The 24,125-nt window shown below is 74.1% G+C and carries 21 protein-coding genes; 4 read left to right on the forward strand and 17 right to left on the reverse strand.

The genetic code is table 11. The features are described 5' to 3' along the window. Positions 1-29 precede the first annotated feature (29 nt). The 5 genes from ACH47X_RS14620 to ACH47X_RS14640 all read right to left on the reverse strand — a co-directional run bounded on the left by ACH47X_RS14620 (position 30) and on the right by ACH47X_RS14640 (position 4,757). Positions 30-866 carry a glycosyltransferase gene (locus ACH47X_RS14620; RefSeq protein ID WP_397405348.1) on the reverse strand — a complete coding sequence of 279 codons (837 nt, stop codon included), beginning with the start codon at positions 864-866 and terminating at the stop codon, positions 30-32. Further along, complete coding sequence (locus tag ACH47X_RS14625; RefSeq protein WP_397405349.1) at positions 863-1,762, reverse strand: glycosyltransferase family 2 protein; 900 nt, start codon at positions 1,760-1,762, stop codon at positions 863-865. The genes ACH47X_RS14620 and ACH47X_RS14625 overlap by 4 nt, the downstream gene beginning before the upstream one ends. Beyond that, positions 1,762-2,415: a polysaccharide deacetylase family protein gene (locus ACH47X_RS14630; protein WP_397405350.1), complete on the reverse strand. Its 654-nt coding sequence runs from the start codon at positions 2,413-2,415 to the stop codon at positions 1,762-1,764. The genes ACH47X_RS14625 and ACH47X_RS14630 overlap by 1 nt, the downstream gene beginning before the upstream one ends. Positions 2,416-2,499: 84 nt before the next feature. Beyond that, a complete protein-coding gene (locus tag ACH47X_RS14635; RefSeq protein ID WP_397405351.1) occupies positions 2,500-3,813 on the reverse strand; it encodes an O-antigen ligase family protein in 1,314 nt (437 codons plus the stop codon). Next, positions 3,810-4,757, reverse strand: a complete 948-nt coding sequence (locus ACH47X_RS14640; protein WP_397405352.1) for a hypothetical protein — start codon at positions 4,755-4,757, stop codon at positions 3,810-3,812. The genes ACH47X_RS14635 and ACH47X_RS14640 overlap by 4 nt, the downstream gene beginning before the upstream one ends. Positions 4,758-4,882: 125 nt before the next feature. On the opposite strand from ACH47X_RS14640, the gene ACH47X_RS14645 reads away from it, so the two are divergent. Then, a complete protein-coding gene (locus tag ACH47X_RS14645) occupies positions 4,883-5,572 on the forward strand; it encodes a hypothetical protein (RefSeq protein WP_397405353.1) in 690 nt (229 codons plus the stop codon). 16 nt (positions 5,573-5,588) lie between these two features. On the opposite strand, the gene ACH47X_RS14650 is transcribed toward ACH47X_RS14645, so the two are convergent. The 11 genes from ACH47X_RS14650 to ACH47X_RS14700 all read right to left on the reverse strand — a co-directional run bounded on the left by ACH47X_RS14650 (position 5,589) and on the right by ACH47X_RS14700 (position 18,012). Continuing rightward, positions 5,589-6,806, reverse strand: a complete 1,218-nt coding sequence (locus ACH47X_RS14650; RefSeq protein ID WP_397405354.1) for a rhamnosyltransferase WsaF family glycosyltransferase — start codon at positions 6,804-6,806, stop codon at positions 5,589-5,591. Between the two features lie 40 nt (positions 6,807-6,846). Continuing rightward, entirely contained in the window at positions 6,847-8,043 is a 1,197-nt protein-coding gene (locus tag ACH47X_RS14655; protein ID WP_397405355.1) for a glycosyltransferase family 2 protein, read from the reverse strand. Next, entirely contained in the window at positions 8,040-9,206 is a 1,167-nt protein-coding gene (locus ACH47X_RS14660; RefSeq protein WP_397405356.1) for a DegT/DnrJ/EryC1/StrS family aminotransferase, read from the reverse strand. Before ACH47X_RS14660 ends, ACH47X_RS14655 begins: the two co-directional genes overlap by 4 nt. Next, positions 9,203-10,771: an oligosaccharide flippase family protein gene (locus ACH47X_RS14665; RefSeq protein ID WP_397405357.1), complete on the reverse strand. Its 1,569-nt coding sequence runs from the start codon at positions 10,769-10,771 to the stop codon at positions 9,203-9,205. The genes ACH47X_RS14660 and ACH47X_RS14665 overlap by 4 nt, the downstream gene beginning before the upstream one ends. After that, on the reverse strand, positions 10,764-11,945 hold the full coding sequence (locus tag ACH47X_RS14670) for a glycosyltransferase family 4 protein (RefSeq protein ID WP_397405358.1): 1,182 nt from the start codon (positions 11,943-11,945) through the stop codon (positions 10,764-10,766). Before ACH47X_RS14670 ends, ACH47X_RS14665 begins: the two co-directional genes overlap by 8 nt. After that, the gene (locus tag ACH47X_RS14675; protein WP_397405359.1) at positions 11,942-12,598 is read right to left on the reverse strand and encodes a NeuD/PglB/VioB family sugar acetyltransferase; all 657 of its coding nucleotides are present in this window, start codon (positions 12,596-12,598) and stop codon (positions 11,942-11,944) included. The genes ACH47X_RS14670 and ACH47X_RS14675 overlap by 4 nt, the downstream gene beginning before the upstream one ends. Position 12,599: 1 nt before the next feature. Beyond that, entirely contained in the window at positions 12,600-13,754 is a 1,155-nt protein-coding gene (locus tag ACH47X_RS14680; protein WP_397405360.1) for a DegT/DnrJ/EryC1/StrS family aminotransferase, read from the reverse strand. Continuing rightward, a complete protein-coding gene (locus tag ACH47X_RS14685) occupies positions 13,751-14,803 on the reverse strand; it encodes a dTDP-glucose 4,6-dehydratase (RefSeq protein ID WP_397405361.1) in 1,053 nt (350 codons plus the stop codon). The genes ACH47X_RS14680 and ACH47X_RS14685 overlap by 4 nt, the downstream gene beginning before the upstream one ends. Then, positions 14,800-15,891 (reverse strand): Gfo/Idh/MocA family protein, encoded by a 1,092-nt coding sequence (locus ACH47X_RS14690; RefSeq protein WP_397405362.1) that lies wholly within the window; start codon positions 15,889-15,891, stop codon positions 14,800-14,802. Before ACH47X_RS14690 ends, ACH47X_RS14685 begins: the two co-directional genes overlap by 4 nt. Positions 15,892-16,093: 202 nt before the next feature. After that, positions 16,094-17,317, reverse strand: coding sequence for a glycosyltransferase family 4 protein (locus tag ACH47X_RS14695; protein ID WP_397405363.1), 1,224 nt, complete (start codon positions 17,315-17,317; stop codon positions 16,094-16,096). A gap of 200 nt (positions 17,318-17,517) precedes the next feature. Then, complete coding sequence (locus tag ACH47X_RS14700) at positions 17,518-18,012, reverse strand: MarR family winged helix-turn-helix transcriptional regulator (protein ID WP_397405364.1); 495 nt, start codon at positions 18,010-18,012, stop codon at positions 17,518-17,520. A 61-nt stretch (positions 18,013-18,073) separates the two neighbouring features. Here ACH47X_RS14700 and ACH47X_RS14705 point away from each other — a divergent pair, with 61 nt between their 5' ends. Next, positions 18,074-18,442 (forward strand): VOC family protein, encoded by a 369-nt coding sequence (locus ACH47X_RS14705; protein ID WP_397405365.1) that lies wholly within the window; start codon positions 18,074-18,076, stop codon positions 18,440-18,442. Between the two features lie 156 nt (positions 18,443-18,598). On the opposite strand, the gene ACH47X_RS14710 is transcribed toward ACH47X_RS14705, so the two are convergent. Continuing rightward, complete coding sequence (locus ACH47X_RS14710) at positions 18,599-18,730, reverse strand: hypothetical protein (protein WP_397405366.1); 132 nt, start codon at positions 18,728-18,730, stop codon at positions 18,599-18,601. Between the two features lie 85 nt (positions 18,731-18,815). Between ACH47X_RS14710 and ACH47X_RS14715 the strand changes: the two genes are divergently transcribed. Then, positions 18,816-21,539 (forward strand): UvrD-helicase domain-containing protein, encoded by a 2,724-nt coding sequence (locus ACH47X_RS14715; protein WP_397405367.1) that lies wholly within the window; start codon positions 18,816-18,818, stop codon positions 21,537-21,539. Positions 21,540-21,973: 434 nt separating this feature from the next. Further along, on the forward strand, positions 21,974-24,112 hold the full coding sequence (locus tag ACH47X_RS14720; RefSeq protein ID WP_397405368.1) for an acyltransferase family protein: 2,139 nt from the start codon (positions 21,974-21,976) through the stop codon (positions 24,110-24,112). Positions 24,113-24,125: the final 13 nt, after the last annotated feature.

The following is a 24,125-nucleotide window of genomic DNA, read 5'->3' on the forward strand; positions in this document are numbered from 1 at the left end:
GCCTCGAAGGGCAGGGGGCGGCCCGCCCCTCAGGCGCGCGAGCTCGCGTCCCGCTCCCAGGTCGTGAAGTCGCCCGCCCGGACGGCGGAGCGGGCACGCAGCCGCCCGGCCAGCACCACCCCGACGAACACGAGGACCTTGGGCGCCAGCGCCGGCCGCTCCCGGACCACCCGCCAGAGGTCGCCCATGGAGGTGCGGGCGCCGTCCCCCCGCAGCCCGGCGCGGTCCGCCTGGACGTTGCCCGTGGTCACCCGTGCCCGACGGCGGACGAGGTCACGCGTCGTGCGTGCCGGGTGCACCACGACGGCGACGTCGGTCACCACGACGCGCTCGTCCGGGGCGAACGCCTCGGAGAGCGCCAGGTCGTCGGCCATCACCTCGGGCAGCGCGGCGGCCCGGCGGGCGCCCTCCCGCGACACCGCCAGCACCCCGCGCCCGAAGAGGCCCGACCGCACCGCGGGCAGCGCCTCCCACACGTCGAGGTACCAGCGGGCGAGCGGCGCGACCCCTGTCCGGGGGACCGTGCGCGACGGCGCCGCGACGGCCGCGCGCCCGGGGCCGACGGCAGCGGCGAGCCGGGCGACGCCGTCGGCGGTGATCTCGACATCGGCGTCCAGGTACACACGCGGGAACGTCGTGGCCACCGCGTCGGCCGCGCGGAGCGCGCGGGACTTGGACGGTTCCGGCAGGTCGAGGACGGTCACGGGGTACCCCGCGGCCACCCGCGCCGTGCCGTCGGTGCAGCCGTTGCACGCGACCACCACCTCCAGCAGCCCGGGGGTGGCGCACAGGGCGGCGAGGAGCCGCCCGATCGTGCGCTCCTCGTCGTGCGCCGGCACGACGACGGACGCCACGGGGCCGGTCATCGCGGCAGCACCGCGTCGCTGGCGCCCAGCGCCACCGGGCGCCGGGACGGCCGGACCAGCGCCCGCAGCGTCGGCCACGACGCGCGGTGCCCGAGCAGGCCCCGCCGCAGCTCCACCAGCAGGGTGATCCCGTAGTACATCCAGGCCGCGCGCACCCCGCGCCGGCGCCGGACGAGGCGCACCCGGTTGACCATCATCATGGTGTGCGTCTCGTGGCTGGTGCCCGAGCCGCCGCCCACGTGCATGCCCCCGGCGGCCGGCGCGTACACCGTGAGCCAGCCTCGGTCGCGGGCGCGCAGCGCGAAGTCGGTCTCCTCGGAGTAGAGGAAGTACGACGGGTCGAACCCGCCCAGGGCGTCGAAGCACTCGCGGTCCACGAGCCAGATCGCGCCGACGGCCCAGTCCACGGGGTGCTCGGTGGCGTACGCCCGCGGGTCCTCGATCCGCTCGGCGAAGGCCGGCAGGCGGGTGAAGCTCAGCCCGCCGGCGCGCGCGACGGTCGGCGTGCGGCGCAGCGTCGGGGACAGGCTGCCGTCCACCTCCCGCGTGCGCGGCACCACGATGCCGACGTCGGGCCGGCGCAGCACGCGCAGCATGCGCGGAACGGAGTCGGGGTCGAGCTCCACGTCCGGGTTGAGCACCAGGATCTCCGCCGCCTCCGGTGCGTACCGCACCGCCCTGTTCATCCCCGCGCCGTAGCCGTCGTTGACGCTCTCGACGACGCTGCAGTCGCCCCGGCGCCGCAGCAGCGTGAGCGTCTCGTCCGTGGACCCGTTGTCGACCACCACCGTGGTGTACGGGACGTCGCCGAAGGCCGCGGGCAGGCTGTCCAGCAGGGCGTCGATGTGCCTGGCGCTGTTGTACGTGACGACGACGGCGGCGACCTCGGCCCCCATCAGCGCAGGCCCTTGACGAAGGTGCGGACCTGGTCCGCCGCGCGGACCGGGTAGCGCTCGCCGTGCCGGAGCCAGCCGGCGACGTCGTCGGCCGTGTCGTGCGCGCGGAGGCTGAACCGGGCCTGCCGCCAGGCGCCGGGCCGGGCCAGCGCCCGGTCGCTCGTGTAGACCCGCGCGTAGCCGAGCCGGCGCAGGGCCCCCAGGGTGGTCCGGTCGTACCGGCCCAGCGGGCAGGCGGCGGTGACCACGGGCTCGTCCAGCACCTCCTGGAGCCGGTCCCGGGCCTCGACGAGCTCGGTGTGCACCTGCGGTGGGGTCAGCCGGCGCCAGACGCGGTGGTCCATGCCGTGCGACCCGACGCCCATCCCCGACCGGCGCAGTGCCCGGACGTCGGCGGCCGACAGCGAGCCCGGGCGCCCGAGCCGGCCGGCGATCACGAAGAACTCGGCGGCGCGCCCGCGCTCGACCAGCTCGGGGAGCGCCACCGTCAGGTCGGAGGTGTTGCCGTCGTCGAAGCTGAGGTGCACGTCGGGCCGGACGGCGACCAGGTCGAGGACGCGCCGGAACGTGTCGGCGCTGATCCAGTAGGCCGCCTCCTCGGCCGGGACGTCGTCCGGCGGCGTCCCGATACCGTGAAAGCAGAGATTGATCATTTGTTTATCGTGAACGAAGGGCCGGCACCGCGGAATGTATTACCGGGTGATTCTCCGGGTGATTCTCGGGGCATGTCGGCAGACCTATGCCCGGGTGCGCAGCGAACCCGCGACACCGACCAGGAGAAACAGCGCGCCCATCGTCATCGGGAACGCGAAGGCGTCGAAGAAGAACAGGCTGACGAACCCGACGAGCACCGCCGCCATGAGGGCAAGGGCCAGGTCGTAGGTCCGGGCGTCGGTCCCCGCGCTGCGCCTGCGCACCCGCACGAGCACCCGGACCGTGGCCACGCAGATGCCCAGGAACAGCAGCGTTCCGATCAGGCCGACGGTCACCAGCAGCAGCAGGTACTGGTTGTCGAAGATCCGGTAGGTGGGCAGGAAGGTGCCGAGGCCGCGCCCGAACAGGGGGTCGCGCGCGATGAACTCGCCCGCCAGCTCGAACGAGCCGGTCCGGGAGGTCACGCTCGGGTCCTCCGAGGCTCCGGTGAACAGGCCGAGGATCGAGGACAGCATGTTGGGCGCGACCACCATGCCCGCCACGGCGCCGACGGCGGTGACGGCGAGCATGACCCGGCGCCGTGAGCCCTTCCAGCCCACCAGCATGACGATCAGGGCGACGGCGGCGCCCACGTAGGCGGACCGGGAGCCCGTCGCGGGGACCAGGACGAGCGTCGCCGCGGCGGGCGCCCAGCGCAGCAGCGGCCTGCGCTCGGTGTGCTCGAAGCCGACGTGCAGGGTCAGTGGCAGCAGCATGGTGACGAGCACGCCGTACTCGATCGGGTGGGTCGCGGTGCCCTGCGGACGGAACAGGCCGTTGCGCTGCCCCAGCTCGTACGGCGACGTGAGGGTGAGCCCCGGCAGGGTCAGCCGGTCCACGAAGAGCTCGCCGAGCACGAACTGCGCCAGCCCGAGCACGGCCAGGGCGCCCCCGGCGAGGGCCAGCCGCCAGACGAGCTGGTCGCGCCGGGCGGCCGACGTGATGCCGTCGTGCGCCAGCAGCAGCACCCCGGACCAGGCGAGCAGTGCCAGGATCGCGACGTCGGCCGGGCTCACCTCGTTCGACACGACGGGCCGCGACATCGCCAGGACGTACGTGACCCCGACGCTGAACAGGAACACGGCGAGCGAGACGCGGATCAGCCGCGGGCCGCTCAGCGTGGGCCGGGCCCTCCCGACGCCCATGAGCACCCAGAGCAGCAGGCTCGCCAGGCCCACCACCATGGAGGGCGCGCCCGCGCTGCCGAGCGGCCCGATCACCAGCTTGGAGGGTATGGCGAACAGGAGGAGCAGGTAGACCGAGAGCCAGGTGACGACGTCGAACCGCACCGCCCCGCGCAGCAGCGGCTGCGAGGGTGCGGCGTGCCGCTGGACGGCGGCGGGCCGGGCCTGGGTCACCGGGACTCCGCGGAGGAGGCCCGGGCGGCCGCCTCGTCGCGGCGTCGCTCACGGGACTCCGGTGAGGGGTTGTGCCAGGGCGGGAGGGTCCGGTCGTCCGAGCCGCCGCCGGGCTGCGGCTGTACCGACGGCGGGCGGAGGGTGGGCAGCTTGACGGTCGGCGGCCTGGCCACGAACGGCTTCACGGTGTGCGTGCCGGGGTCCGCCCGTTGGGCTTGCTCCGCCTCCGGGTCGGCCTGCTTCGGCCCGGAGGGCTTCGCCCCGGCCTTCGCGTCCGGCGTCGCCGGGTCCGCGACGGGTGGATCCCCGGGCACCGGTTCCGGAAGGCCCACCCGCTTGCGCCCGCGCACCCGGCTGCGCGCCAGCCCGTCGACCGCCACGGCGCCGACGACGGTCACCACGAGCCCGACGCCCGACGCGGCGATGATCATGCGCACCGTGCCGCTGTTGTCGGCCTGCGCCTTCTCGTCCTTGGCGAGGACCAGTGTCGAGACGATGGCCTTCTCCGGCGCGTCGACCTCCTCCTGGAGGCGGCGCAGCTCCACGGGGACCGACGTCGTGAGCAGCTCCAGCGTCGCCAGGGCGCCCTGTGGGCTGCTGTCGGTCACATCGACCGAGATGACCGGACCGCGCGTCGACTCCTCGATGGCCACGACGTACTCGGAGTCGGGCGAGCCGGACGTGAACCGGGCCTTGGCCACGTCGCTCTCGTAGTACGCGACCACCACGCGTGCGGGCAGGTCGAGGCCCCCGAGGGCCAGGAACGGGTTGCCGCCCTTGCCGACCATCTGCTGGGACGGGACGAGCAGGACGAGCCCGCGCGCGGTGTAGACCGGTGGCTCCAGGGTGCTCGCTCCGAGGAGCAGGGCGGCGGTGGCGAACAGGCCCGCGACGGTCACGTACCACCGGCGGCCCAAGGCTGCTATCACGTCGAGGAATGACATTTGTTCACCCTTTCCGGGCGTATCACGCCGCGCTCGACAAAGGTATCGTGCCGAGGGCGGGCAAAGGAACGAGTTGCGGAACTCCGACGGGAATTTCGCCCGCTCCGAGAAATTGCGGGGAATCGATGACGGTGTGGGACCTGATACGTGCGGCGGTGCGGCGCTGGCCCGTCCTGCTGGCCGGTGCCGTCGCCTCCCTCGGGCTCGTGTACGCGACCACGCTGGACGACGGTGTCTACTGGAGCCGTACCCAGGTCGTCTTCCTCGCGCCGGCGAGCAAGGCCTACCCGAACGCCCTGCGCACCACGTCCGAGGACCTGATCATCACGGCCGGAGCGGTCGCGAAGGCCGTCTCCGGGCCCGCCGCGGTCACCAAGTACGCCTCGCCCGACGCAACGCTGGTCGGCGAGGGCATCCGCGACGGCTGGTCGATCCGGCTGCCTGACACCGGCGGCCAGTGGGCCCCCAACTTCGCCCAGCAGGTGCTGTACGTCGAGGTCGTCGGCGCCACGGCCGAGCAGGTCGGTGCGCGGCAGGAGGAGATCATCGACCAGATCGCCCACGAGCTCGACCGCCTGCAGCGCGACGCCGGCGTGGCGCCCGTCAACGACATCACCGTGACGGTCGCCCCCGAGTCCACCGTGGTGCACCAGGTGGGCGGCTCGAGCCTCCGGGCCGCCGGCATGGCGGGCCTGCTCGGCGCGAGCGCCACGTTCGCGGTCATCGCCGTGCTCGAGACACGCGCCCGCCGTCGCGCCGCTGCGTCGCCCGCCGAGCCCGCCCCCGCGGAGCCGGAACCGGCGGTCGCCGGCTGACCCGGGCCGCGGGTCGTCAGCCGTGCGCCGCGCCACGGACCTCGTCCTCCACGATGCGGGCCACCGCCTCCTGCGTCGGCGCCCAGGACCGGCCCACGACGCTCGCGGCGGCCTTGGCGGCGTACGTACCGGCGTCCGGCCGCTCGACGGCGGCGGCGAGCTGCGCCGCGATGCCGGCCGCCGTCGGCTCGGCCCAGCCCACGTAGGGGTTGGGCAGGTCGGCGCGCGCCAGCGGGGAGTCGTTGACGACGGGCACGACGCCCGCGGCCAGCATCTCCTCGGCGACCAGCGAGATGTTGGTGAACGACATCGCGAGGCCCGCCAGCACGCGGCCGTACAGGTCGTTCAGCTCCGCGGGCGTGAGGCGTCCGTGGAACGTTACCGGGAACGTCAGGTCGGCGGGGCGCGAGCCGTACACGTGGATCTCCTGCTCCGGGTGCGCGCGGTGGAACCGCTCCAGGGCGAGCCGGGCCAGCAGGTAGCCCCGGCGGCCGACGTCCGGTTTGGCGTAGAGCACCACGCCGGACCGCGGCCGCTCGGCGTCGGGCAGGTGGTAGGTGTCCGTGTCGCAGCCGAACGGCACCACGTCGCTGTCCTGCCCCAGCTCGGAGGTGAGGCAGCCGCCTACCATGTCGCCCAGCGCGATGCGCCGGAACGGGAACCGGTAGGTCATGGCCGCCAGCTCGTACTCCGACCCGCGCGGGTAGAAGTAGGGCTCGTAGTCCTGGATGAAGTACAGCCGGTGGGCGGGGCGCAGGCCCCGCGACACGATCACGTGCGCGGACTCCCAGGACGACGCCACGACCGCGTCCATGCCGCTGATGCCCGCGCGGGCGTCCCGCACCTCGGCGCGCACCCCGGGCCAGCCCTGCCGCAGCTCGGCGGTGCGCTGGACGATGTCCAGGCCGTGCCGGTCGTAGAGGAACACGACGCACTTGTGGCCCCGCGCCTCCAGCCCCTCGACCATGCGGAACAGCGTGGTGTGGCCGCCGGAGCCGGCCGCGGGCGGCGACGTCACCCAGCCCACGGTCAGGGGCCGGCCGCCGAGCACCGGGTCGGGCGTCGGCAGCACGTGCGGCACGTCGCCGACGATGTCCGCCGGGTCGAGCTGGAAGCCGAGGGAGGCCGCGTCCGTGCTCCGGTAGGCGCGGGCGGCGGCGCGCTGGGCCAGCCCGCGGGCGCCCACACGGCGCAGGCGGCGGAGCTTCGCGGTGGCCTTGGTCAGCCGGTTCATCGGCAGTTCTCCCTCGTCACAGGCGCGGTCATGGGCGCGGTCACAGGCCGGACGTCGCCCAGCGGAGGTACATGAGCTCGACCCGCCCGCGGCGGGCGAGCCGGCGGACGACGGCGCCGTACCCGGCCCGGCCCGTCCGTTCGGCGCGTTCCGCCCGCGCGACCACGCGCGCCGTCGAGCGCCACCGGCGGGAGGCCGGCCAGACCTCGGTCGCAAGGTCCAGGTAGGGCGCGGGCGACTCACCGCGGTCGGCGGCTGCAGCCGCGTACCGCAGGGCGTCCTGCGCCAGCGCGGACCGGGCCCGGTCGCGCAGCCCGTGGGCGCCGGCGATCCGGTCGCCCACGTTGGCGAACAGCCGGTCGTAGGCGTCCACGCGGGCGCGCAGGTCCAGCAGCGCGCCGGACCCCTCGTTCACGCTCAGGCTGGCCGCGTGCTCACGGTGGAGGGCCTGGTCGGCCCCGCCCACGTAGCCGACGTCGGACACGGCGGCCAGGCGCAGCCACATCTCGACGTCCATCGTGAACCGCAGCCGCGGGTCCAGCGGGCCCACGTCCTTGAGCAGGTCGGAGCGCATGACCACCTCGGGGGAGGTGATACAGCTGACTCCCGTGCGGCACCGCTCGGCCAGCCACGCGCGTCCGTCCCAGACCGTCCAGGACAGCTCGCCGAGCGCCGGCACGGGCGGCGTGCCGTCCTCGAAGTGCTGCGGGTGCCCGTAGACCAGCCCCACCTCCGGGTGCTGCTCCAGCAGGGCCGTGGCCCGGGCGAGCGCGCCGGGCGGCAGCATGTCGTCGGCGTCCAGCCGCACCACGAACTCGCCCGTGCTGTGCTCCCAGCCGCGGTTGAACGACGCGACCTGGCCCAGGTTCCGCTCGTTGGCCAGCACCGTCACGCCCGGGTGCTCGGCCGCCAGTGCGCGCGCCACGGCGAGGCTGTCGTCCGTCGAGGCGTCGTCCACGACGATCACCTCGACGTCGACGCCCTCCTGGCTCACCAGGCTGCCGATCGTCTGCGGCAGGAACCGGCCGTAGCCGTAGCACGGCACCACCACCGAGACGCGGGGGCGCAGCTGCGGGGCGGCGGCCGGGCGCCGGCGGAACGAGCGGGGCGCCAGGGGCGAGGAGACCCAGGACCCGAGCGTCCGGACCACCCGCGTGCCCGCGCCGTCGCCCACCGCACCGCGGTCCACCCACGCGCGCCACGCGGTGGCCGTGCGGTCCAGCGGCCCGCCGCTCATCGTGGACCCCGTCCCGTCACGGAGTCGCGCAGCGTGGCCACCACGCGCTCCTGCTGGGCCGCGGTGATCCCCGGGAACATGGGCAGCGAGAGGATCTGGTCGGCGTGCGCCTCGGCCCGCGGTGCGGTGCCGGGCCGGAAGCCCAGGTGCGCCGTCGCCGGCAGCAGGTGCACCGGGGCCGGGTAGTGGATGCCGTGGCCGATCCCGGCCGCCGTCAGCGCCGCCGACGCCGCGGGCCGGTCCGGCACCCGCACCACGTAGAGGTGCCACACGTGCGCGGCGCCCGGCAGCTCGCGCGGCGCCACGACCTCCGGGACGTCCCGGAACGCCTCGGCCAGCAGGGCGCCGTAGCGGGCCGCGGCCTCGGACCGCCGCAGGTTCCACGCGTCCAGCCGGGTGAGCTTCGCGGACAGCACGGCGGCCTGCAGGGAGTCGAGCCGCGAGTTCGCGCCGACCTCCAGGTGCTCGTACCGGTTGACGCCGCCGTGGTTGCGCAGCCGGCGTGCCCGCTCGGCGACGTCGTCCGACGACGTCATGACCGCGCCCGCGTCGCCGAACGCGCCCAGGTTCTTGCCCGGGTAGAAGCTGGTCGCCGCCACGTCCCCGGCGCCGCCGGAGCGCAGCCCGTCCCGGCTCGCGCCCTGCGCCTGGGCGGCGTCCTCGACCACCAGGACGTCCGGGCCCACCAGCTCGCGCAGCTGGGCCACGGGCGCCATCTGCCCGTACAGGTGCACGCCGATCACCGCGCGCGTGCGCGCCGACAGCCGTCCGGCGACGTCCTCCGGGTCCAGCAGGAAGTCGTCGTCGACGTCGGCGGGGACGAGCAGGGCGCCGCAGCGCAGCACGGCCTCCGCCGTCGCGAAGAAGGTGTTGGCCGGGACGATCACCTCGTCGCCGCGGCTGATCCCCGCCGCCCGCAGGCCGATCTCCAGCGCGTCGGTGCCGTTGCCGACCCCCACGGCGTGCCGTGCCTGGCAGTAGGCGGCGAACTCGCGCTCGAACCGCTCGACGTCGGGCCCGAGCACGAAACCGGACGTGCGCAGGATCTCGTCCCAGCGCTCGCGGACGTCGGCCTCGACCTCGGCGGTCTGCGCGCCCAGGTCCAGGAACGGCACGGGCTCCGGCGCGGGCACGGGGGAGGTCGTGGTCAGGGTCTCGGTCATGAGGTGGTTCCTCTCGGTCGGGCAGCCGGGACGGCGTGCGCCACCGCGGGCTCCGGTGGATCGAGCTGGGGCACGGGCAGGGTGATCGGAGCCCCGGCCTCGGCCGGCGTCTCGTCCGGGGCCTGGTCGTCCTCCTCCGGCCCGTCGAGGGCCGTGCGGGCGGCGCGCCAGCGCGGCCGTACCCACGCGAAGGTGGTGCCGACGTACAGCACGAAGGTGACGGCCCCGGCGAGCAGGCCGCCGAGGAGCGCGCTCTCGACGCGGTCCGCGGCCGCCGTGCCCGCGACGACGGCGGCCACGGCGGCGAGGCCCGGGACCGCGAGGGCCCAGGCCAGGGCAGCGACCTCGTCGCGGGAGCGGCGCAGCAGCACCAGGTAGGCGGGCACCAGCACACCGACGGCGACGACCGCCTGTGCGGTCGCGACGCCCATGCTCCCGCCCAGACGGGCGCCCGCGACGGTCGCGGGGACCAGCGCGACGAGCCAGACCACCTGCACCGCGAGCACGCCGCGCGAGCGGCCGAGCGCGTACAGGTACCCGGCGAGCACGTCCGAGACCACGCGCACGGCGCCCACCACGGCGAGCGGCACCAGGATCTGCGCGGCCGGCTCCCAGCGCGCGCCGTAGACGAGCACGACGACGGGGTTGGCCAGCGCGGCGAGCATCGCGGCCGCCGCGGCGACAGCCCACCAGACGGGTCCGAGCAGCGGCACGAGCGCGGCCCGTGCGCGCTCGCGCACCTGGGAGAACGCGGGCAGCGTGACCGACCGCAGCGCCTGACCGACGAGCGTCATGGGCCACGTCGAGATGTTCGCGGCCAGCACGTAGAACCCGAGCTCGACGGCGCCTGCCAGGTTGCCGAGCACCACGCGGTCGACCGACAGCAGCACCCAGGACAGCAGGTTGGCGGCCGCGACGGGCAGGCCGAACGCGAGCACGGAGCGGGCCACGGTGCGGTCCCACGAGAACCGCAGCCGGGCCCGGGTGAGCCAGAACTGGGTGGCGACGCCGCACGCCTGGCCGGCGACCCGGCCCACCGCGAGCCCGACGAGGCCGTAGCCGAGGGCGGCGAGCACCAGGGTCACCACGGCGCCGACACCGAAGTCGATGGCGTTGGAGCGGAACAGCCCCCGCTGGTCGAGCTTGCGCTGGAGCGTGGCGAACGGCACCACACCCACGCCCGCCAGCAGGAACGTCGCGGCCAGGATCGCGATGGGCCCGGCCGCGCCGGGGCCGCCCATCGCGGAGGCGAGGGCGGGGGCGGACAGCGCCGTGAGCAGGGTCAGGGTGCCGCCGGTGACCAGGCCGAGCACCGCGACCGGGCCGGTGCGCCGCTCGAAGTCCGGGCTGCGCACCAGGTCGGCGCTGAGGCCCAGGTCGGCCAGGGCCATCACGACGCTCTGCACCGTCAGGGCGATCGCGTACAGGCCGAACTCCTCCGGCGACACGATGCGGGCGATGACGATGCCGAGCCCGAGGTTGCCCAGGCGCACCACGACGGTGCCCGTGGTGCTCCAGCGCAGGGCGCGGCCGACCCGGCCGCTGAGGGTGCCTGTGTCAGTCACGGGTGGGCCTCTCCCGGAGTCTGCCGCGGGTGACGTCCAGCGCTACGCGGGCCGCGAGCCGGGCCAGCGCGCGCGGGGAGCGGCGTCCGGTCGCCGCCGCGGCACGGTAGATCTGCTCCATCCGCTCGGCCGACGCCGCGAGCGAGTACCGCCCGGTCACGACACGGTGTCCGAACGCGCCGAGCTCCGCCCGCAGACCGGCGTCGCGGACCAGCGGGTCCAGCGCGGCCGCCAGCGCCGGTGCTCCGGCGCCGCCGGCGCCGTACCAGCCCTGGTCGAGGAACGTGGCCAGGCCCGGCTCGTCGAGGCCGCGCCAGAACCCACGCTCGCCCTGGACCACGACCGGTTTGCCGAACGCCATCCCCTTGAGGACGGAGCTGCCCATGCCGATGACGACGTCGGCCGCGTCGTACGCGGGCCGCGGGTCGTCGAGTGCGCCCGCCACGACGACCGCGGGCCGCCCCAGCTCGGCGTTGACCTTCTCGGCCCGCGCCGCGGCGGCGTCGGTCCGGGGGCCGTCGCCCACCACGAGCAGGCGGAGCGGGCTTGCGGGACCGGCCTGCTCGACCACGTCCATCGCCTCGAGGACGCCCGCCGTCTTGTCGAGGTCGTCGGTGAGGCGGCAGACCACGGCGACGACGACGTCGTCGGGCCGGAACCCCCACCGTGCTCGGGCCGCACGGCCGCCGGCGACGCCCGGCGCGTTGGCGGCGGTGTCCACGGGCGGCTCGAGGAGCTCGACGTGCCGGCAGCCCCGGTCCTCCGCCTCCTGGGCGAGCCGGCGGGTGCCGACCACGAGGGGGAGGTGCCGCGGGATGTAGCCGGAGACGTACATCGACATCGTCGTCACCACGGCCGGCGTACCGCGCAGGAGGTGGGTACCGAGCGCCACGTCGATGGCGGGGCCCCACTCGTAGGCGTGCACCACGTCGGCGCGGGTCCGGCGCACGGCGGAGGCGACCTGCGCCATGTTCCGGGGGGAGGGCCAGGTCAGGTGGGTCGGCAGGGTCACGGTGTCGAGCCCGAACCGGTCCGCCACCTCCCACAGGGCTCCGCCCGGCGGAGCGAGCACCAGCACGTCGTGGCCGCGGGCCATGGTCTCCCGGGCGAGCTCGAGGGCGCCGAGCTGGCTGCCGCCGATCTCCATGTGGTGCACGTACACGACGACTCTCACGGGGTCGCTCCCACGGGGCTGCCGGACAGGAGCCGGCGGGCCGGCACGCCCGCCCACGTCTCGCCGTCGGGCACGTCGGTCAGCACCACGGCGCCCATGCCCACCACGGCGCCCGCGCCGATCCGGACGCCGGGGTGCACGGAGGCGTTCATGCCGAGGTAGGCCGCGCGGCCCACCCGCACGCCGCCGCCGAGGGAGACCCCGGCGGCCAGCGTCGCGAGGTCCTCGACCACGCAGTCGTGCGTGATCGTCACGTTCGGCATGGCGACGACGTGCGCGCCGAGGGTCGCGTCGGCGGTGATCGTCACGCCGGCCAGCAGGATCGAGCCCGCGCCGACCGGGCACCCGCCCGGGTTGCGCACCGACGGGTCCACCACGCGCCCGTAGGTCACGCCGGTGCCCAGGCGCTCGTGCACCGCGGCGCGGCTCCGGCTCGGACCCACGCACAGCAGCAGGCGCGCGCCAGGATGCTCCCCGGCCGAGGTCACCGGCCCCAGCACCGGGGCGCCGCCGATCGCGGGCGGCAGGTCGGCGTGGCGGTCGTCGAGGATCCCGAGCACTTCGTGCCCGGCCTCGGCGGCCACGGGAAGCACCTCACGGGCCAGCCCGCTCGCCCCGACCAGCAGCAGCGGCCCGCCCCAGCTCGCCGCCACGTCACTGCCCCCCGTACCCGCGGAGCACCTGGACCACGCGGCCGAGGTCGGTGTCCGTCATCTGGTGGAACAGGGGCAGGATCAGCGTGCTGTCCGTGAGCCGCTCCGTCACGGGCAGCGGCACGTGGGTCCGGGCGGCGTGCGCGGGCTGCCGGTGCGCGGCCATGATGCCGCGTCGCGCGGAGATGCTCGCGGCGGCCAGGGCCTGGAGCAGGCCTTCCCGGTCGAGCCGGTATCCCGGCAGCACCTCCACCCACAGCGACTGCACGTTGCCGGTGCCGTAGGGCGGGTCCTCGACCAGGCGCAGGCCGGCCACGTCCGCCAGCTCCGCACGGTAGCGGGCGGCGAGCTCCCGCCGCCGGGCCACGATGGCCGGCAGCCGGCCGAGCTGCACCAGGCCGACGGCGGCCTGCAGGTCCGTCATCCGGAAGTTGAACCCGACCTCGTCGTACTCCTCCGGCGGCGACACGAGCGAGGCGTGCCGGTCCGCCGCCGAGACGCTCATGGCGTGCTCGCGCAGGCGGCGGGCGCGGGTGGCCCATTCCGGGCGGCTGGTGGTGATCATGCCGCCCTCGCCGGTGGTGAGGATCTTGCGCGGGTGGAACGACCACGCGACGATCTCGGCGCCCGCCCCGACGGGGCGGTCGTGGTAGGTCGAGCCCGCGCCGCAGGCAGCGTCCTCGATCACCACGATGCCCAGCGGGTCGCACACCTCGCGGATCGCGGCCAGGTCGACGGGCACGCCGGCCTGGTCCACCGCGATCACCGCGCGGGTCGCGGGGGTGAGCGCCGCGGTCACCGTCTCGGCCGTCACGTTGCCGGTGGCGGCGTCCACGTCCGCGAACACGGGGCGCGCACCCACGTACGTGGGCGCGTTCGCCGTGGCGACGAACGAGAAGGACGGCACGACGACGTCGTCCCCGGCGCCGACGCCCGCCACGACCAGCGCGAGGTGCAGCGCCGTCGTGCAGCTGGACGTCGCCACCGCGGCGCGGGCGCCCATCGCCTCGGCGAAGGCCGCCTCGAACGCGGCGACGCGCGGGCCCTGGGCCACCCAGCCCGACTCGATCACCTCGGTGACCGCGGCGACCTCCTCGGCGCCGAGCCACGGCTTCATGACGTCGACCCGCTGCAGGCCCTCCTCGACGGCGGTCACGAGGTCACCCCCGCGGGGGCGGGCTCGGGCGCGACCCAGTTGCGGTCCTCGATGCGGCTCAGCATCTCCTCCGGGCTCTCGGGCCGGGTGCGGAACCAGTCGACCAGGTCGGCGACGCCCTGCTCGAAGCCGGTGCGCGGCGCGAACCCGGTCAGCTCGCGCACCAGGGTGTTGTCCACCAGCAGGCGGCGCACGTCGCCCGGACGTGCCTCCAGCCGCACCGGCTCGAGGTCGGGCCGGCCGGCGAGCCGGGCGACCGTCTCCACGAGCTCGTTGATCGTCACCTCGGCGCCCGAGCCCACGTTGACCGTGCGGCCGATCGCGGCGTCGCACTCCGCGATCTCCGCCAGGGCCCGCGCGGTGTCGCTGACGTGCAGGAAGTCGCGCGTCTGCTCGCCGTCGCCGTAGACGAACCCGGGCAGCCCGCACAGGGCCCGCACGATGGTGCGCGGCAGCACCTCGCCGCTGTCGCCCTCGAAATGGCTCCGGGGGCCGAACGTGTTGAACGGCCGGACCACGACCACCGGCATGCCGTGCGTGCGGTACGCGGCGCGCGCGTACGCCTCCCCGGCCAGCTTGGACCCGCCGTAGACCGTCTCCGGCCAGGTCGGGTGCTCCTCGTTCATCGGCGCGTACTGCGCGGTGCCGAACACCTCGCTGGAGCTGACGTGCACGAACCGCCGCACGCCTGCCGCGCGCGCCCGTTCGAGCAGCTCCAGCGTGGCGGTCGCGTTGACCTCGTGGTTCTCGCGCGGGTCGTGCAGGCTGTGCCGCACCCCCAGGCAGGCCAGGTGGAAGACGACGTCCGCGTCGTCGACCAGCGCGAGCGCACCCTCGCTGCGGATGTCGTCGGCGACGAGGTGCACGGTGGCGTCGTCAGCCGCGGCGTCGGCGATGTGGTGCGCGATGTTCTCGCGCCGCCCGTTGACCAGGTTGTCCACGACGGTGACCGATGCGGCGCCCCGGCGGACCAGCTCGTCCACCAGGTGGCTGCCGATGAACCCGGCGCCGCCCGTGACCAGGACGCGCGCCCCGTTCAGCCCGCTCATGCCACACCGTTCCCGGCCGGCTCGCCCGCGAGCACCGGCGTGCGTGCACCGGTCCCGACGGGGGAGACGTCTCCGCCCGCGGCGAGGCTGCGGTCCGCCGCCTCCAGCACGTCGAGCACGCGCAGGCCCGCCGCGCCGTCGGTCGGGGCCGGGCGCTCGCCGTGGATCGCCGCGGCCAGCTCGCCCACCATGGAGCCGAGCGCCTCGCGCTCCTCCAGGGCGGGCGACCAGGTGTCGCCCAGGCGGTAGGAGATGGTCGCGGCCCGGCGCTCCAGGCTGTCGAACGCCTGGGTCTCCAGGTCCACGCCGCGGTCGTAGACGCTGATCCGCTGCTGCGGGTTCAGGTCGTCCCACACGAGCGTGCGGCGCGACCCGCCGATCGTCATCCGCCGCACCTTGGTGGGGCTGAGCCAGTTCACGTGCACGCTGGCCACCGCGCCGCCGGGCAGCGGCAGCACCAGGTAGCCCACGCAGGACTTGCCCGCGCCGATCGGGTCGGCGCCGTGCGCGGCCACCGACTCGGGCTGCAGGCCGCCGGGCAGGATGAAGTCGAGGACCGACAGGTCGTGCGGCGCCAGGTCCCAGAACACGTCCACGTCGGGCTGGACCAGCCCGAGGTTGATCCGGACCGAGTCGATGTACAGGATGTCGCCCAGGTCGCCGCCCGCCACCAGCTCGCGGATCTTGCGGACCGCCGGCGTGTAGCAGTAGGTGTGGTCGGTCATCAGCACCAGCCCGCGGGACCGGGCCTCGGCGACCATCTCGCCCGCGGCCGCCGCCCGGTCGGCGATCGGCTTCTCGACCACCACGTGCTTGCCGGCCCGCAGCGCCGCCAGCGCGATCGCGTGGTGCGTGCGGGCCGGGGTGGCGATGGCCACGGCGTCGACGTCGTCCCGCTCCAGCAGCGCCTCGAGCGACGTCTCGACGTCGACCCGGCCGTTGGCGCGGGCGACGCGGGCCGCCCGGTCCGCGTCGAGGTCGCAGACCGCCGCCAGCTCCCAGCGGTCGGACGCCGCGAAGTTGCGTGCCAGGTTGGGTCCCCAGTAGCCGGCGCCCACCACGGCCGCCCGCAAGGTTCTCTGGTCCATGCTGCCTTCTTCCGGTATCAGCTCGGATCGGCCCGGAGTGTTGTCATCCTGGCTCCGATCAATGTACGTCCCGGCGTGGAGGCGAACCGGCCGGTGCCTTTCGAATTCACCCCTGCCCGGTCTTTTCTCACCCGGAGGGGAGTTTCACCCGGAGGTGAAAGATGAATGCGGGCGCGGCCGCTCAGAATGCCGTGACCAGCATTCAGCCGCGCTCCTCGGACAATGCTCGGGAGCGGCCCGTCAGACCGTCGAAAACCCGCACGTACGTCTCCGCCTGGCGGGACCAGGCCAGCTCGCCCTCGATCCGGGCGCGACCGGCCAGGCCCATGGCACGGGCGCGGTCGGGGTCGTCGAGGATCTCGAGGATCGCGTCGCCGAACGGCGCGGCGTCGCTCCCGGCGACGTACCGCGCCGCGTCGCCCGCGCTGCGCCGGGTCTCGGTCAGGTCCGTCGCCACGACGGGCAGCTCGTGCGCCATGTACTCCAGCGTCTTGTTCATGGTGGAGCGGTCGTTGAACTCGCTGGGCGGGTCGGGCGTGACACCCAGGTCGGCGCTGGACAACCACCGCCCGATGGCGGCGTGGTCGACCCGCCCGGTGAAGTGCACCCACAGGTCCAGCCCGCGGCGCGTGCAGTCCGCGCGCAGCTCCTCCAGCGCGTCCCCGAAGCCGAGCAGCGCGAACCGCACGTCGGTCCGCCCGCGCACCTTCACCACGTGCTCGATCGCCGCCAGCAGCCGGTCGACGCCGTCCTGCGAGCCCATGATCCCCACGTAGCAGACGAGGTGCTTGCCCAGGTCACGGGCCCCCGGCTCGGTGTCACCGCGGCGCATCAGGCCGGCGTCGGGCGTGCTCAGCACCACGGAGCTGCGGCTCAGGTCGACGCTCCCGCGCTCCAGCGCGATCTGCCGGTAGGAGCCGTTGGTGGAGATCACGTGGTCCGCGGTGCGGTACGTCGCGCGCTCCAGCAGGAGCAGGGCCTTGTACAGGAGGTCGCGCCGGCCGAACTTGGCCACGTACACCTCGGGGCACAGGTCGTGCTGGTCGTAGACGAAGCGCACCCCTCGGCGCAGCCGCCACAGCAGCGCGAGCAGCCAGTAGGTGTCCGGCGGGTTGCAGGCCTGGATCACCTGGAACGGTGCGTCGCGGTGCACCCGCGCCGCGGCGCGCGCCGTGCGCCACCAGCAGACCATGAACTCGCGCACGTACCCCATGACGCCGCGCGACTCGGGCGGCGGCGGGTAGGAGTACACGGTCGTCTCATCGACCTGGAACCGGGCCGGCTCGTCGCCGTTCTCCTGCGGGCAGACGACGCTCACCCGGTAGCCGGCGTCCGTCAGGGCGCGGCACTCGGACCTGACCCTGCGGTCGATCCGGAACGGCAGGTTCTGGATGATCACCAGAACGTGCGGAGCGTCGGAATGCATGAGGAAAGTGTTGCTCCCGCAGCCTCTGCCAGAAAGCCGGGGAGCGGGTGAACACGGTGATTCACCCGGTGCAGCCGAGAAATCCCCTGGCGTGAGATATCACCCAGATCTCACCCTGCTCGGCCATTGATATTCGCCGGGTTGTCCGGGCGTTCGCGGCAGCGTCCTCGAAAGTAGTTCCTGTTATTTCATCCGGTGTATTACCGGCTCGTCGCGGACGAGGGCCGGGGAGCGGGCCGTGCGTCGTGGTCGCCGTCGTGCAGGGAACGGATCATGCTTCGCAGGATCCGGAACGCGTCCGACTGCTCGGTCTCGGTCATGCCGGCCAGCATCCTGACCTCGACGGCCCGGACTGCCGCGGTCGCCCTCTCCAGGCTCCGTCGGCCGAGCGGGGTGAGTTGTGTGGGAAGAACCTTCCCGACGCGTGCCTCCGCGGGCCTGGTGACGTAGCCGTCTCGTTCCAGCGCCTGGAGCAGCACGTTCATCGACTGCCGTGTCACGAACGCGCCTCGCGCGAGCTCGGAGTTGGACAAGCCCGGTCGTTGAGCCAGCAGCTCCAGGCAGGAGTAGTGCGTCACGTTCATGCCGAGCGGCCGCAGCACCTCCTCCATCGCTGACCGGAGCGCGCTCGACGCCTCTTTCAGCAGGTAGCCCAGCGACCTGTCCAGGTCGATGCCGACGCCGTCTTGACTCATGTCAGCATTCTGACATAGCGTCCTCCATGTCAGATAACTGACACGCACCCGAAGGAGCACCATGCCCGCCACCGGACCCGACTTCATCTCGCTCCAAGCGCGCGACCTCGACGCCTCGCAGGCGTTCTACGAGCAGTACCTCGGCCTCGTGCGCTCGCCGGCTGGACCTCCGCACGCGGTCGTCTTCGAGACGAGACCGATCGCGTTCGCACTCCGCGAGGTCCTTCCCGGCACCGATCTCGCATCGGTCGCGCAGCCCGGCGTCGGTGCCGCGATCTGGCTCCATGCCACCGACGTCCAGGCCATTCACGATGCACTCGTCTCGGACGGTCACCCCATCGTGTCCGCACCGATCGACGGCCCCTTCGGCCGAACGTTCACCTTCGCCGATCCTGACGGCTACCAGATCACTCTCCACGACCGCGTCTGACCAGCCTGGGGACCGCCGGCCTCCCGGAGCGCCGCGGTCGCAGCGGCCCTCGTGCGAGGCGCCGTCCTTCCGGTGGCCCAGGCCGCCATCTGCGAACAGGCCGGCCCGGAAGGACCGCAGGCCGAACGGGAAGACCTCCCGGCGTCGCAGCCCTGTTCAGGTCAGGGACAGCGACCGCGCGGCGGTGCCGGGGTGCGCGGCGGCCACGGCTCCGTTGAACGCGCCCACGGGCGTGCCCACGATCAGGTCCGGCACGAACCCGTGCTGCTCCAGCACACCGTCAACCATCTCACCGGACCGAGGCCCGGTCTGTGACGGCGGATACCACGCTGCCCGTCGGCAGTGTCGGTGAGCCCGCCTAGGCTTAGGGGCGATGACTTCCCTCTTCGACAGCCTCTCCCTGCCCGGCCTCGACCCAGCCCCGCCGGGTGACGAGGCGCGCCTGCCGCGCACCGCCCCGCGGTGGGACGACGGCGGGGGCGACGGCGACCCCGGCGAGGCCGCCGTGCCGGCCGAGCCGGAGTGGCTCGCGGGCCTGCCGCACGAGTCCGAGGCGCCGCGCGCCGGCGGAGCGTACGCGCACCTGAACCCGGACGAGCTGCTGGACGGGCTCAACCCGCAGCAGCGCGCCGCCGTCGTGCACGAGGGCGGGCAGCTGCTCATCGTCGCGGGCGCCGGTTCGGGCAAGACGCGTGTGCTCACGCACCGCATCGCCTACCTGCTGGCCACGGGGCGGGCACGGGCGGGCGAGATCCTCGCGATCACGTTCACCAACAAGGCGGCAGCCGAGATGCGCGAGCGCGTCGAGGGACTGGTGGGCCCCGCCGCGAACCGCATGTGGGTGTCCACCTTCCACTCGGCGTGCGTGCGCATCCTGCGCCGGGAGGCCACGACGCTCGGGCTGAGGTCGAGCTTCAGCATCTACGACGCCGCGGACAGCCAGCGCCTCATCACCCTGGTCACGCGCGAGCTCAACCTGGACCCCAAGAAGTACCCGGCGCGCGGGCTGTCGAACAAGATCAGCGACCTGAAGAACGAGCTGGTCGACCCCGAGACCTACGCCCGGCAGGCCATGGCGCACGCGGAGCAGGAGGCGCAGACCGAGGCCGCCGCGGCGTCGGCGGGCGGCATCCGGCGGCCGTGGGGCGGGCAGTCGGCCGACGAGCGCAACACCGCCGTGCCCAAGTTCGACCAGGTGCTGGCCGACGTCTACACCCGCTACCAGGCGCGCCTGGCCCAGGCGAACGCCCTGGACTTCGACGACATCATCATGACCACGGTGAACCTGCTCCAGGCGTTCCCCAACGTCGCGGAGCACTACCGCCGCCGGTTCCGGCACATCATGGTGGACGAGTACCAGGACACGAACCACGCGCAGTACACCCTGGTCCGTGAGCTCGCCGGCGTCGGCGCCGACGACGACGGCGGGCTGGACCCGGCCGAGCTCACCGTCGTGGGCGACTCGGACCAGTCCATCTACGCGTTCCGTGGCGCCACGATCCGCAACATCCTGGAGTTCGAGAAGGACTACCCGGACGCCACGACGATCCTGCTGGAGCAGAACTACCGCTCGACGCAGAACATCCTGAGCGCCGCCAACGCGGTGATCTCCCGCAACGCCGGCCGCACGCCCAAGCGCCTGTGGACCGACTCAGGTGCCGGGGCCAAGATCGTGGGCTACGTGGCCGACGACGAGCACCAGGAGGCGCGGTTCGTCGCCGACGAGATCGACAAGCTGGGCGACGCCGAGGGCGTGCGGCCGGGCGACGTCGCGATCTTCTACCGCACGAACGCGCAGTCGCGTGCGCTGGAGGAGGTGCTGGTCCGCGTCGGACTGCCCTACAAGGTGGTCGGCGGCACGCGCTTCTACGAGCGCCGCGAGGTCAAGGACGCCGTCGCGTACCTGCGCGCGCTCGCCAACGAGGACGACGACGTGAACCTGCGCCGCATCCTCAACGTGCCCAAGCGCGGGCTCGGGGACCGGGCGGAGTCGCTGGTGGCGTCGTTCGCCGAGCGCGAGCGCACCTCGTTCGGTGCCGCCCTGGAGCGCGCCGACGAGATCCCGGGCATGACCAACCGTTCGCTCAAGCCCCTGCTCGCCTTCCGCGACCTGATGCGCGAGCTGCGCGGCCTGGTCGACGACGGCGCGGCACCCGCCGTGGTGCTCGGCGCCGTGCTCGACAAGACCGGCTACCTCGCGGAGCTGCGCGCGAGCGAGGACCCGCAGGACGAGGGCCGCGTCGAGAACCTGGCCGAGCTGCACGCCGTCGCCGTCGACTTCGGCGAGACCGACCCCGAGGGTTCGCTCGCCGACTTCCTGGAGCGCGTCTCGCTGGTCGCGGACAGCGACCAGATCCCCGACGAGGACGTCGCCGACGGCGCCGCGGAGGAGGCCCCCAAGGAGAACCAGGGCGTCGTCACGCTCATGACCCTGCACACCGCCAAGGGCCTGGAGTTCCCCGTCGTGTTCCTCACGGGCATGGAGGACGGCACGTTCCCCCACATGCGCTCGCTGCACGACGACACGGAGCTCGCCGAGGAGCGCCGGCTCGCGTACGTGGGCATCACGCGAGCGCGGGAGCGGCTCTACATCACGCGGTCGTCGGTGCGGGCGGCCTTCGGCATGGCCAACGAGTTCCCGGAGAGCAGGTTCCTGCAGGAGGTCCCCGAGGAGCTGTGGGACTGGCGTCGCCGCGAGTCGTCCACGGCCGCGATCCGTTCGGGGCGCGGCGGCTGGGGTGGCGGGTACGGCTCGGGCGGCTACGGTTCCGGCGGCCGGGGCTCGGGTTCCGGCTCCGGGTCGAGCTGGTCCTCGGGCAGGTCGGGGCCCGTGCGCACCAGCACCACGACGTCGTCGGGCGGCGGGCAGGCCAACCCGTTCTCCCCGCAGAAGAAGGCGGGCGCCAAGGGCGGGTTCGGCGGCATCAACGTCCAGAAGGACATCCCGAGCCTGGAGATCGGCGACCGCGTCACGCACGACTCGTACGGGCTCGGCACGGTCGTGGACGTCGAGGCCAACTCCGTCGTCAAGATCGACTTCGGCACCAATGGCACGAAGCGGATCGCGCTGAAGTACACGGCGATCACAAAGCTCTGACGGGCTGCGGCCGCGCCTCCCCTTCGAGGCCTAAGTTTCTTCGCTTGGACAAGGCTCAAAGCGAAGAAACTTAGGCCTCAAAGCGGATGCCCCGACCTGGCTCGCCTGATCCGGCGGTCCGGTGCCCGCCCCGCCCGTGGCCGCCCCGCCCGCCCGTGGCCGTCGGCCGCCCGGCCGGCCGGCCTGGCTGGCCGGCCACGGCCGGCCCAGTCGGCTGGGTGGGGCTTGGGTGGGTCTCTCCTTCGAGGCCTAAGTTTCTTGTCTTTGGGGTGGCCGAAAGAGGAGAAACTTAGGCCTCGAAGGAGAGGGGCGGGCCGTCGGAAGCCCTGTGCGAGTCAAGTTCCGCCGAGCGTGGGCGGCGCCTGGTCGTGCGGTGGCCAGCAGCTTCACATTCCGGACTTTTTCGGTCTGCAGAGGTTCGATACCGTCCGCTCATGGCCCTGACCGACGACGCCCGGCCCGGTCTGGTCGCCGGGGCCGGCACGGCCGCAGCTTCGGCATCAGCAACTGGTCCGACGGCGACAGGTGACCCGACGGCGACAGGTGGCCCGACGGCGGCGGGCGTCCTGACGGCGGCGGGCGTCCTGACGCCGCCGGCCCCGACACCGCCGGCCCCGACACCGCCAGCCCCGACGTCGCAGGCCCCGGCGCAGCCAGCCCCGACGCTCACCGCGACCGCGACCGCGACCCCCGCCGCCCCCGCCCCCGCCCCCGTCCCCGGCCTCCGGATCCCCGGGCTCGACGGCCTGCGCGCCGTCGCGGTGCTCGCTGTCGTGGCGTTCCACCTGGCGCCCGCCTGGGTGCCGGGCGGGTTCCTGGGCGTGGACGTGTTCTTCGTGGTCAGCGGGTTTCTCATCACCACACTGCTGCTGCGCGAGGTCGCTGGCACCAGCTGGATCCGGCTGCCGCGGTTCTGGGTGCGCCGGGCGCGCCGGCTGCTGCCCGCCCTCGCGCTGGTGCTGCTCGCGAGCATCCCGGTGGCGCGGCTCGTCGAGCCGGACCTGACGGTCGGCATCGGGCGGCAGCTGCTGGGCGCGCTGACGTTCAGCACCAACTGGGTGGAGATCTCCGCGGGCAGCGACTACTTCGACGAGTCCCAGCCCGAGCTGCTGCGCATCCTGTGGTCGCTGGCCATCGAGGAGCAGTTCTACCTGGCGTGGCCGGTGCTGCTGGTGGTGCTGCTGATCGCGGTGCGCTCGGCGGCCTGGCGGGTGCGGCTCGTCGTGGCGGGCGCCCTCCTGTCGGCGGCCGCGATGGCGCTGCTGTTCATGCCGGCGTACGGCGAGGGCGTGGACCCGACCCGTGTCTACTACGGCACCGACACCCACGCCTTCGGCCTGCTCCTGGGCGCGGCCGTGACGCTGCGCTGGGCCAAGGCCGGGCCCGTGCTGCGGGGCGGGCGCGCCCGCCTGCTCCCGCCGCTCGCGCTGGCCGGTCTGGTCGTGCTGTTCCTGGTGCTGCGCGGCGACTCGCCGCTCACCTACCCGCTCGGGCTGCTGACCGCGTCGCTGCTGGCCCTCGTGCTGGTGCTGGCGTGCGACGCGGCCCGCACCGAGCCCACCTGGTTCGTCACCGCGCTGGAGGCGCCGGGGCTGCGCTGGGTGGGGGAGCGGTCGTACGGGATCTACCTGTGGCACTGGCCGGTCGCCTGCATCGTCACCGCGGCCGTCGGGGCACAGCCTGGCACCGTCTGGTGGGGCGTCGGCACCGGCCTCACGGTGCTGCTGACCGTCGTGCTCGCGGCGGCGTCGTACCGGTGGGTGGAGATGCCCGTGCGGCGGCTCGGGTTCGGCGGCGCTGGCCGGGCGCTGCTCGCGGCGGTGCGCACCCCCGCCGTCGTGCCGAAGGGGGCGGTGGTGGTCGCGGTGCTCGCCCTGGTCGGTACCGGGGCCGCTGTCACCTCCGCGCCGGAGCGGACGGCGACCGAGCTCGCCATCGCCGCGGGCGTCCAGGCCGGCCGCGACGCCGCGGCCACGCACGCCGCCACCGGGGCGGCCGAAATCACCGACCGCCCCGGCGGCGGCGACCACGCCCCGACCTCTCGCACCGTCCGCCCGGCCCCGGACCGCCTGCCCTTCGGCGCGCGGGAGGGCGCCCAGGTCTCCGCCTTCGGCGACTCCGTGCTGGCGGCGGCCACGCCAGCGATCCTCGAGCGCTATCCGCGGGCCCAGGTACAGGGCGTGGTCAGCACCGACTGGCTCGACGCCGAGCGCATGGTCGAGGTCGCGAAGCGCGAGGGCCGGCTGCGCGAGACGGTACTGCTCAACTTCGGCACCAACTCGGGCTTCCAGCTCGACGGCTCTGCCGACGCCGCCCGGCACGTGCTCGACCTGATCGGCCCCGACCGCCGCGTGGTGCTCGTCAACAGCGTGGGGATCAGCTACTGGGTGCCGGACGCCAACACGACGCTCGACACGATCGCCGCGGGCCGCGCGAACGTCGCGGTCGCCGACTGGCACGCGCTCGTGGACCGCCACCCCGGCCTGCTGCACGCCGACGCCACGCACCCGAACCTCGACGGCGTCGAGGCCTACACCGACCTGGTCGAGGAGTCGTTCGCGACCCTCGAGTAACCCCGACCCCACG

It is taken from the genome of Promicromonospora kroppenstedtii (genome assembly GCF_044389675.1).
Lineage (GTDB): Bacteria > Actinomycetota > Actinomycetes > Actinomycetales > Cellulomonadaceae > Promicromonospora > Promicromonospora kroppenstedtii.

Excerpts from the sequence above, each read along its gene's own strand:
- ACH47X_RS14620 (WP_397405348.1), bottom strand. The coding sequence starts at position 866 with ATGACCGGCCCCGTGGCGTCCGTCGTCGTGCCGGCGCACGACGAGGAG.
- ACH47X_RS14625 (WP_397405349.1), bottom strand. The coding sequence starts at position 1,762 with ATGGGGGCCGAGGTCGCCGCCGTCGTCGTCACGTACAACAGCGCCAGG.
- ACH47X_RS14630 (WP_397405350.1), bottom strand. The coding sequence starts at position 2,415 with ATGATCAATCTCTGCTTTCACGGTATCGGGACGCCGCCGGACGACGTC.
- ACH47X_RS14640 (WP_397405352.1), bottom strand. The coding sequence starts at position 4,757 with ATGTCATTCCTCGACGTGATAGCAGCCTTGGGCCGCCGGTGGTACGTG.
- ACH47X_RS14645 (WP_397405353.1), top strand. The coding sequence starts at position 4,883 with ATGACGGTGTGGGACCTGATACGTGCGGCGGTGCGGCGCTGGCCCGTC.
- ACH47X_RS14650 (WP_397405354.1), bottom strand. The coding sequence starts at position 6,806 with ATGAACCGGCTGACCAAGGCCACCGCGAAGCTCCGCCGCCTGCGCCGT.
- ACH47X_RS14655 (WP_397405355.1), bottom strand. The coding sequence starts at position 8,043 with ATGAGCGGCGGGCCGCTGGACCGCACGGCCACCGCGTGGCGCGCGTGG.
- ACH47X_RS14660 (WP_397405356.1), bottom strand. The coding sequence starts at position 9,206 with ATGACCGAGACCCTGACCACGACCTCCCCCGTGCCCGCGCCGGAGCCC.
- ACH47X_RS14685 (WP_397405361.1), bottom strand. The coding sequence starts at position 14,803 with ATGAGCGGGCTGAACGGGGCGCGCGTCCTGGTCACGGGCGGCGCCGGG.
- ACH47X_RS14690 (WP_397405362.1), bottom strand. The coding sequence starts at position 15,891 with ATGGACCAGAGAACCTTGCGGGCGGCCGTGGTGGGCGCCGGCTACTGG.
- ACH47X_RS14695 (WP_397405363.1), bottom strand. The coding sequence starts at position 17,317 with ATGCATTCCGACGCTCCGCACGTTCTGGTGATCATCCAGAACCTGCCG.
- ACH47X_RS14700 (WP_397405364.1), bottom strand. The coding sequence starts at position 18,012 with ATGAGTCAAGACGGCGTCGGCATCGACCTGGACAGGTCGCTGGGCTAC.
- ACH47X_RS14705 (WP_397405365.1), top strand. The coding sequence starts at position 18,074 with ATGCCCGCCACCGGACCCGACTTCATCTCGCTCCAAGCGCGCGACCTC.
- ACH47X_RS14710 (WP_397405366.1), bottom strand. The coding sequence starts at position 18,730 with ATGGTTGACGGTGTGCTGGAGCAGCACGGGTTCGTGCCGGACCTGATC.
- ACH47X_RS14715 (WP_397405367.1), top strand. The coding sequence starts at position 18,816 with ATGACTTCCCTCTTCGACAGCCTCTCCCTGCCCGGCCTCGACCCAGCC.
- ACH47X_RS14720 (WP_397405368.1), top strand. The coding sequence starts at position 21,974 with ATGGCCCTGACCGACGACGCCCGGCCCGGTCTGGTCGCCGGGGCCGGC.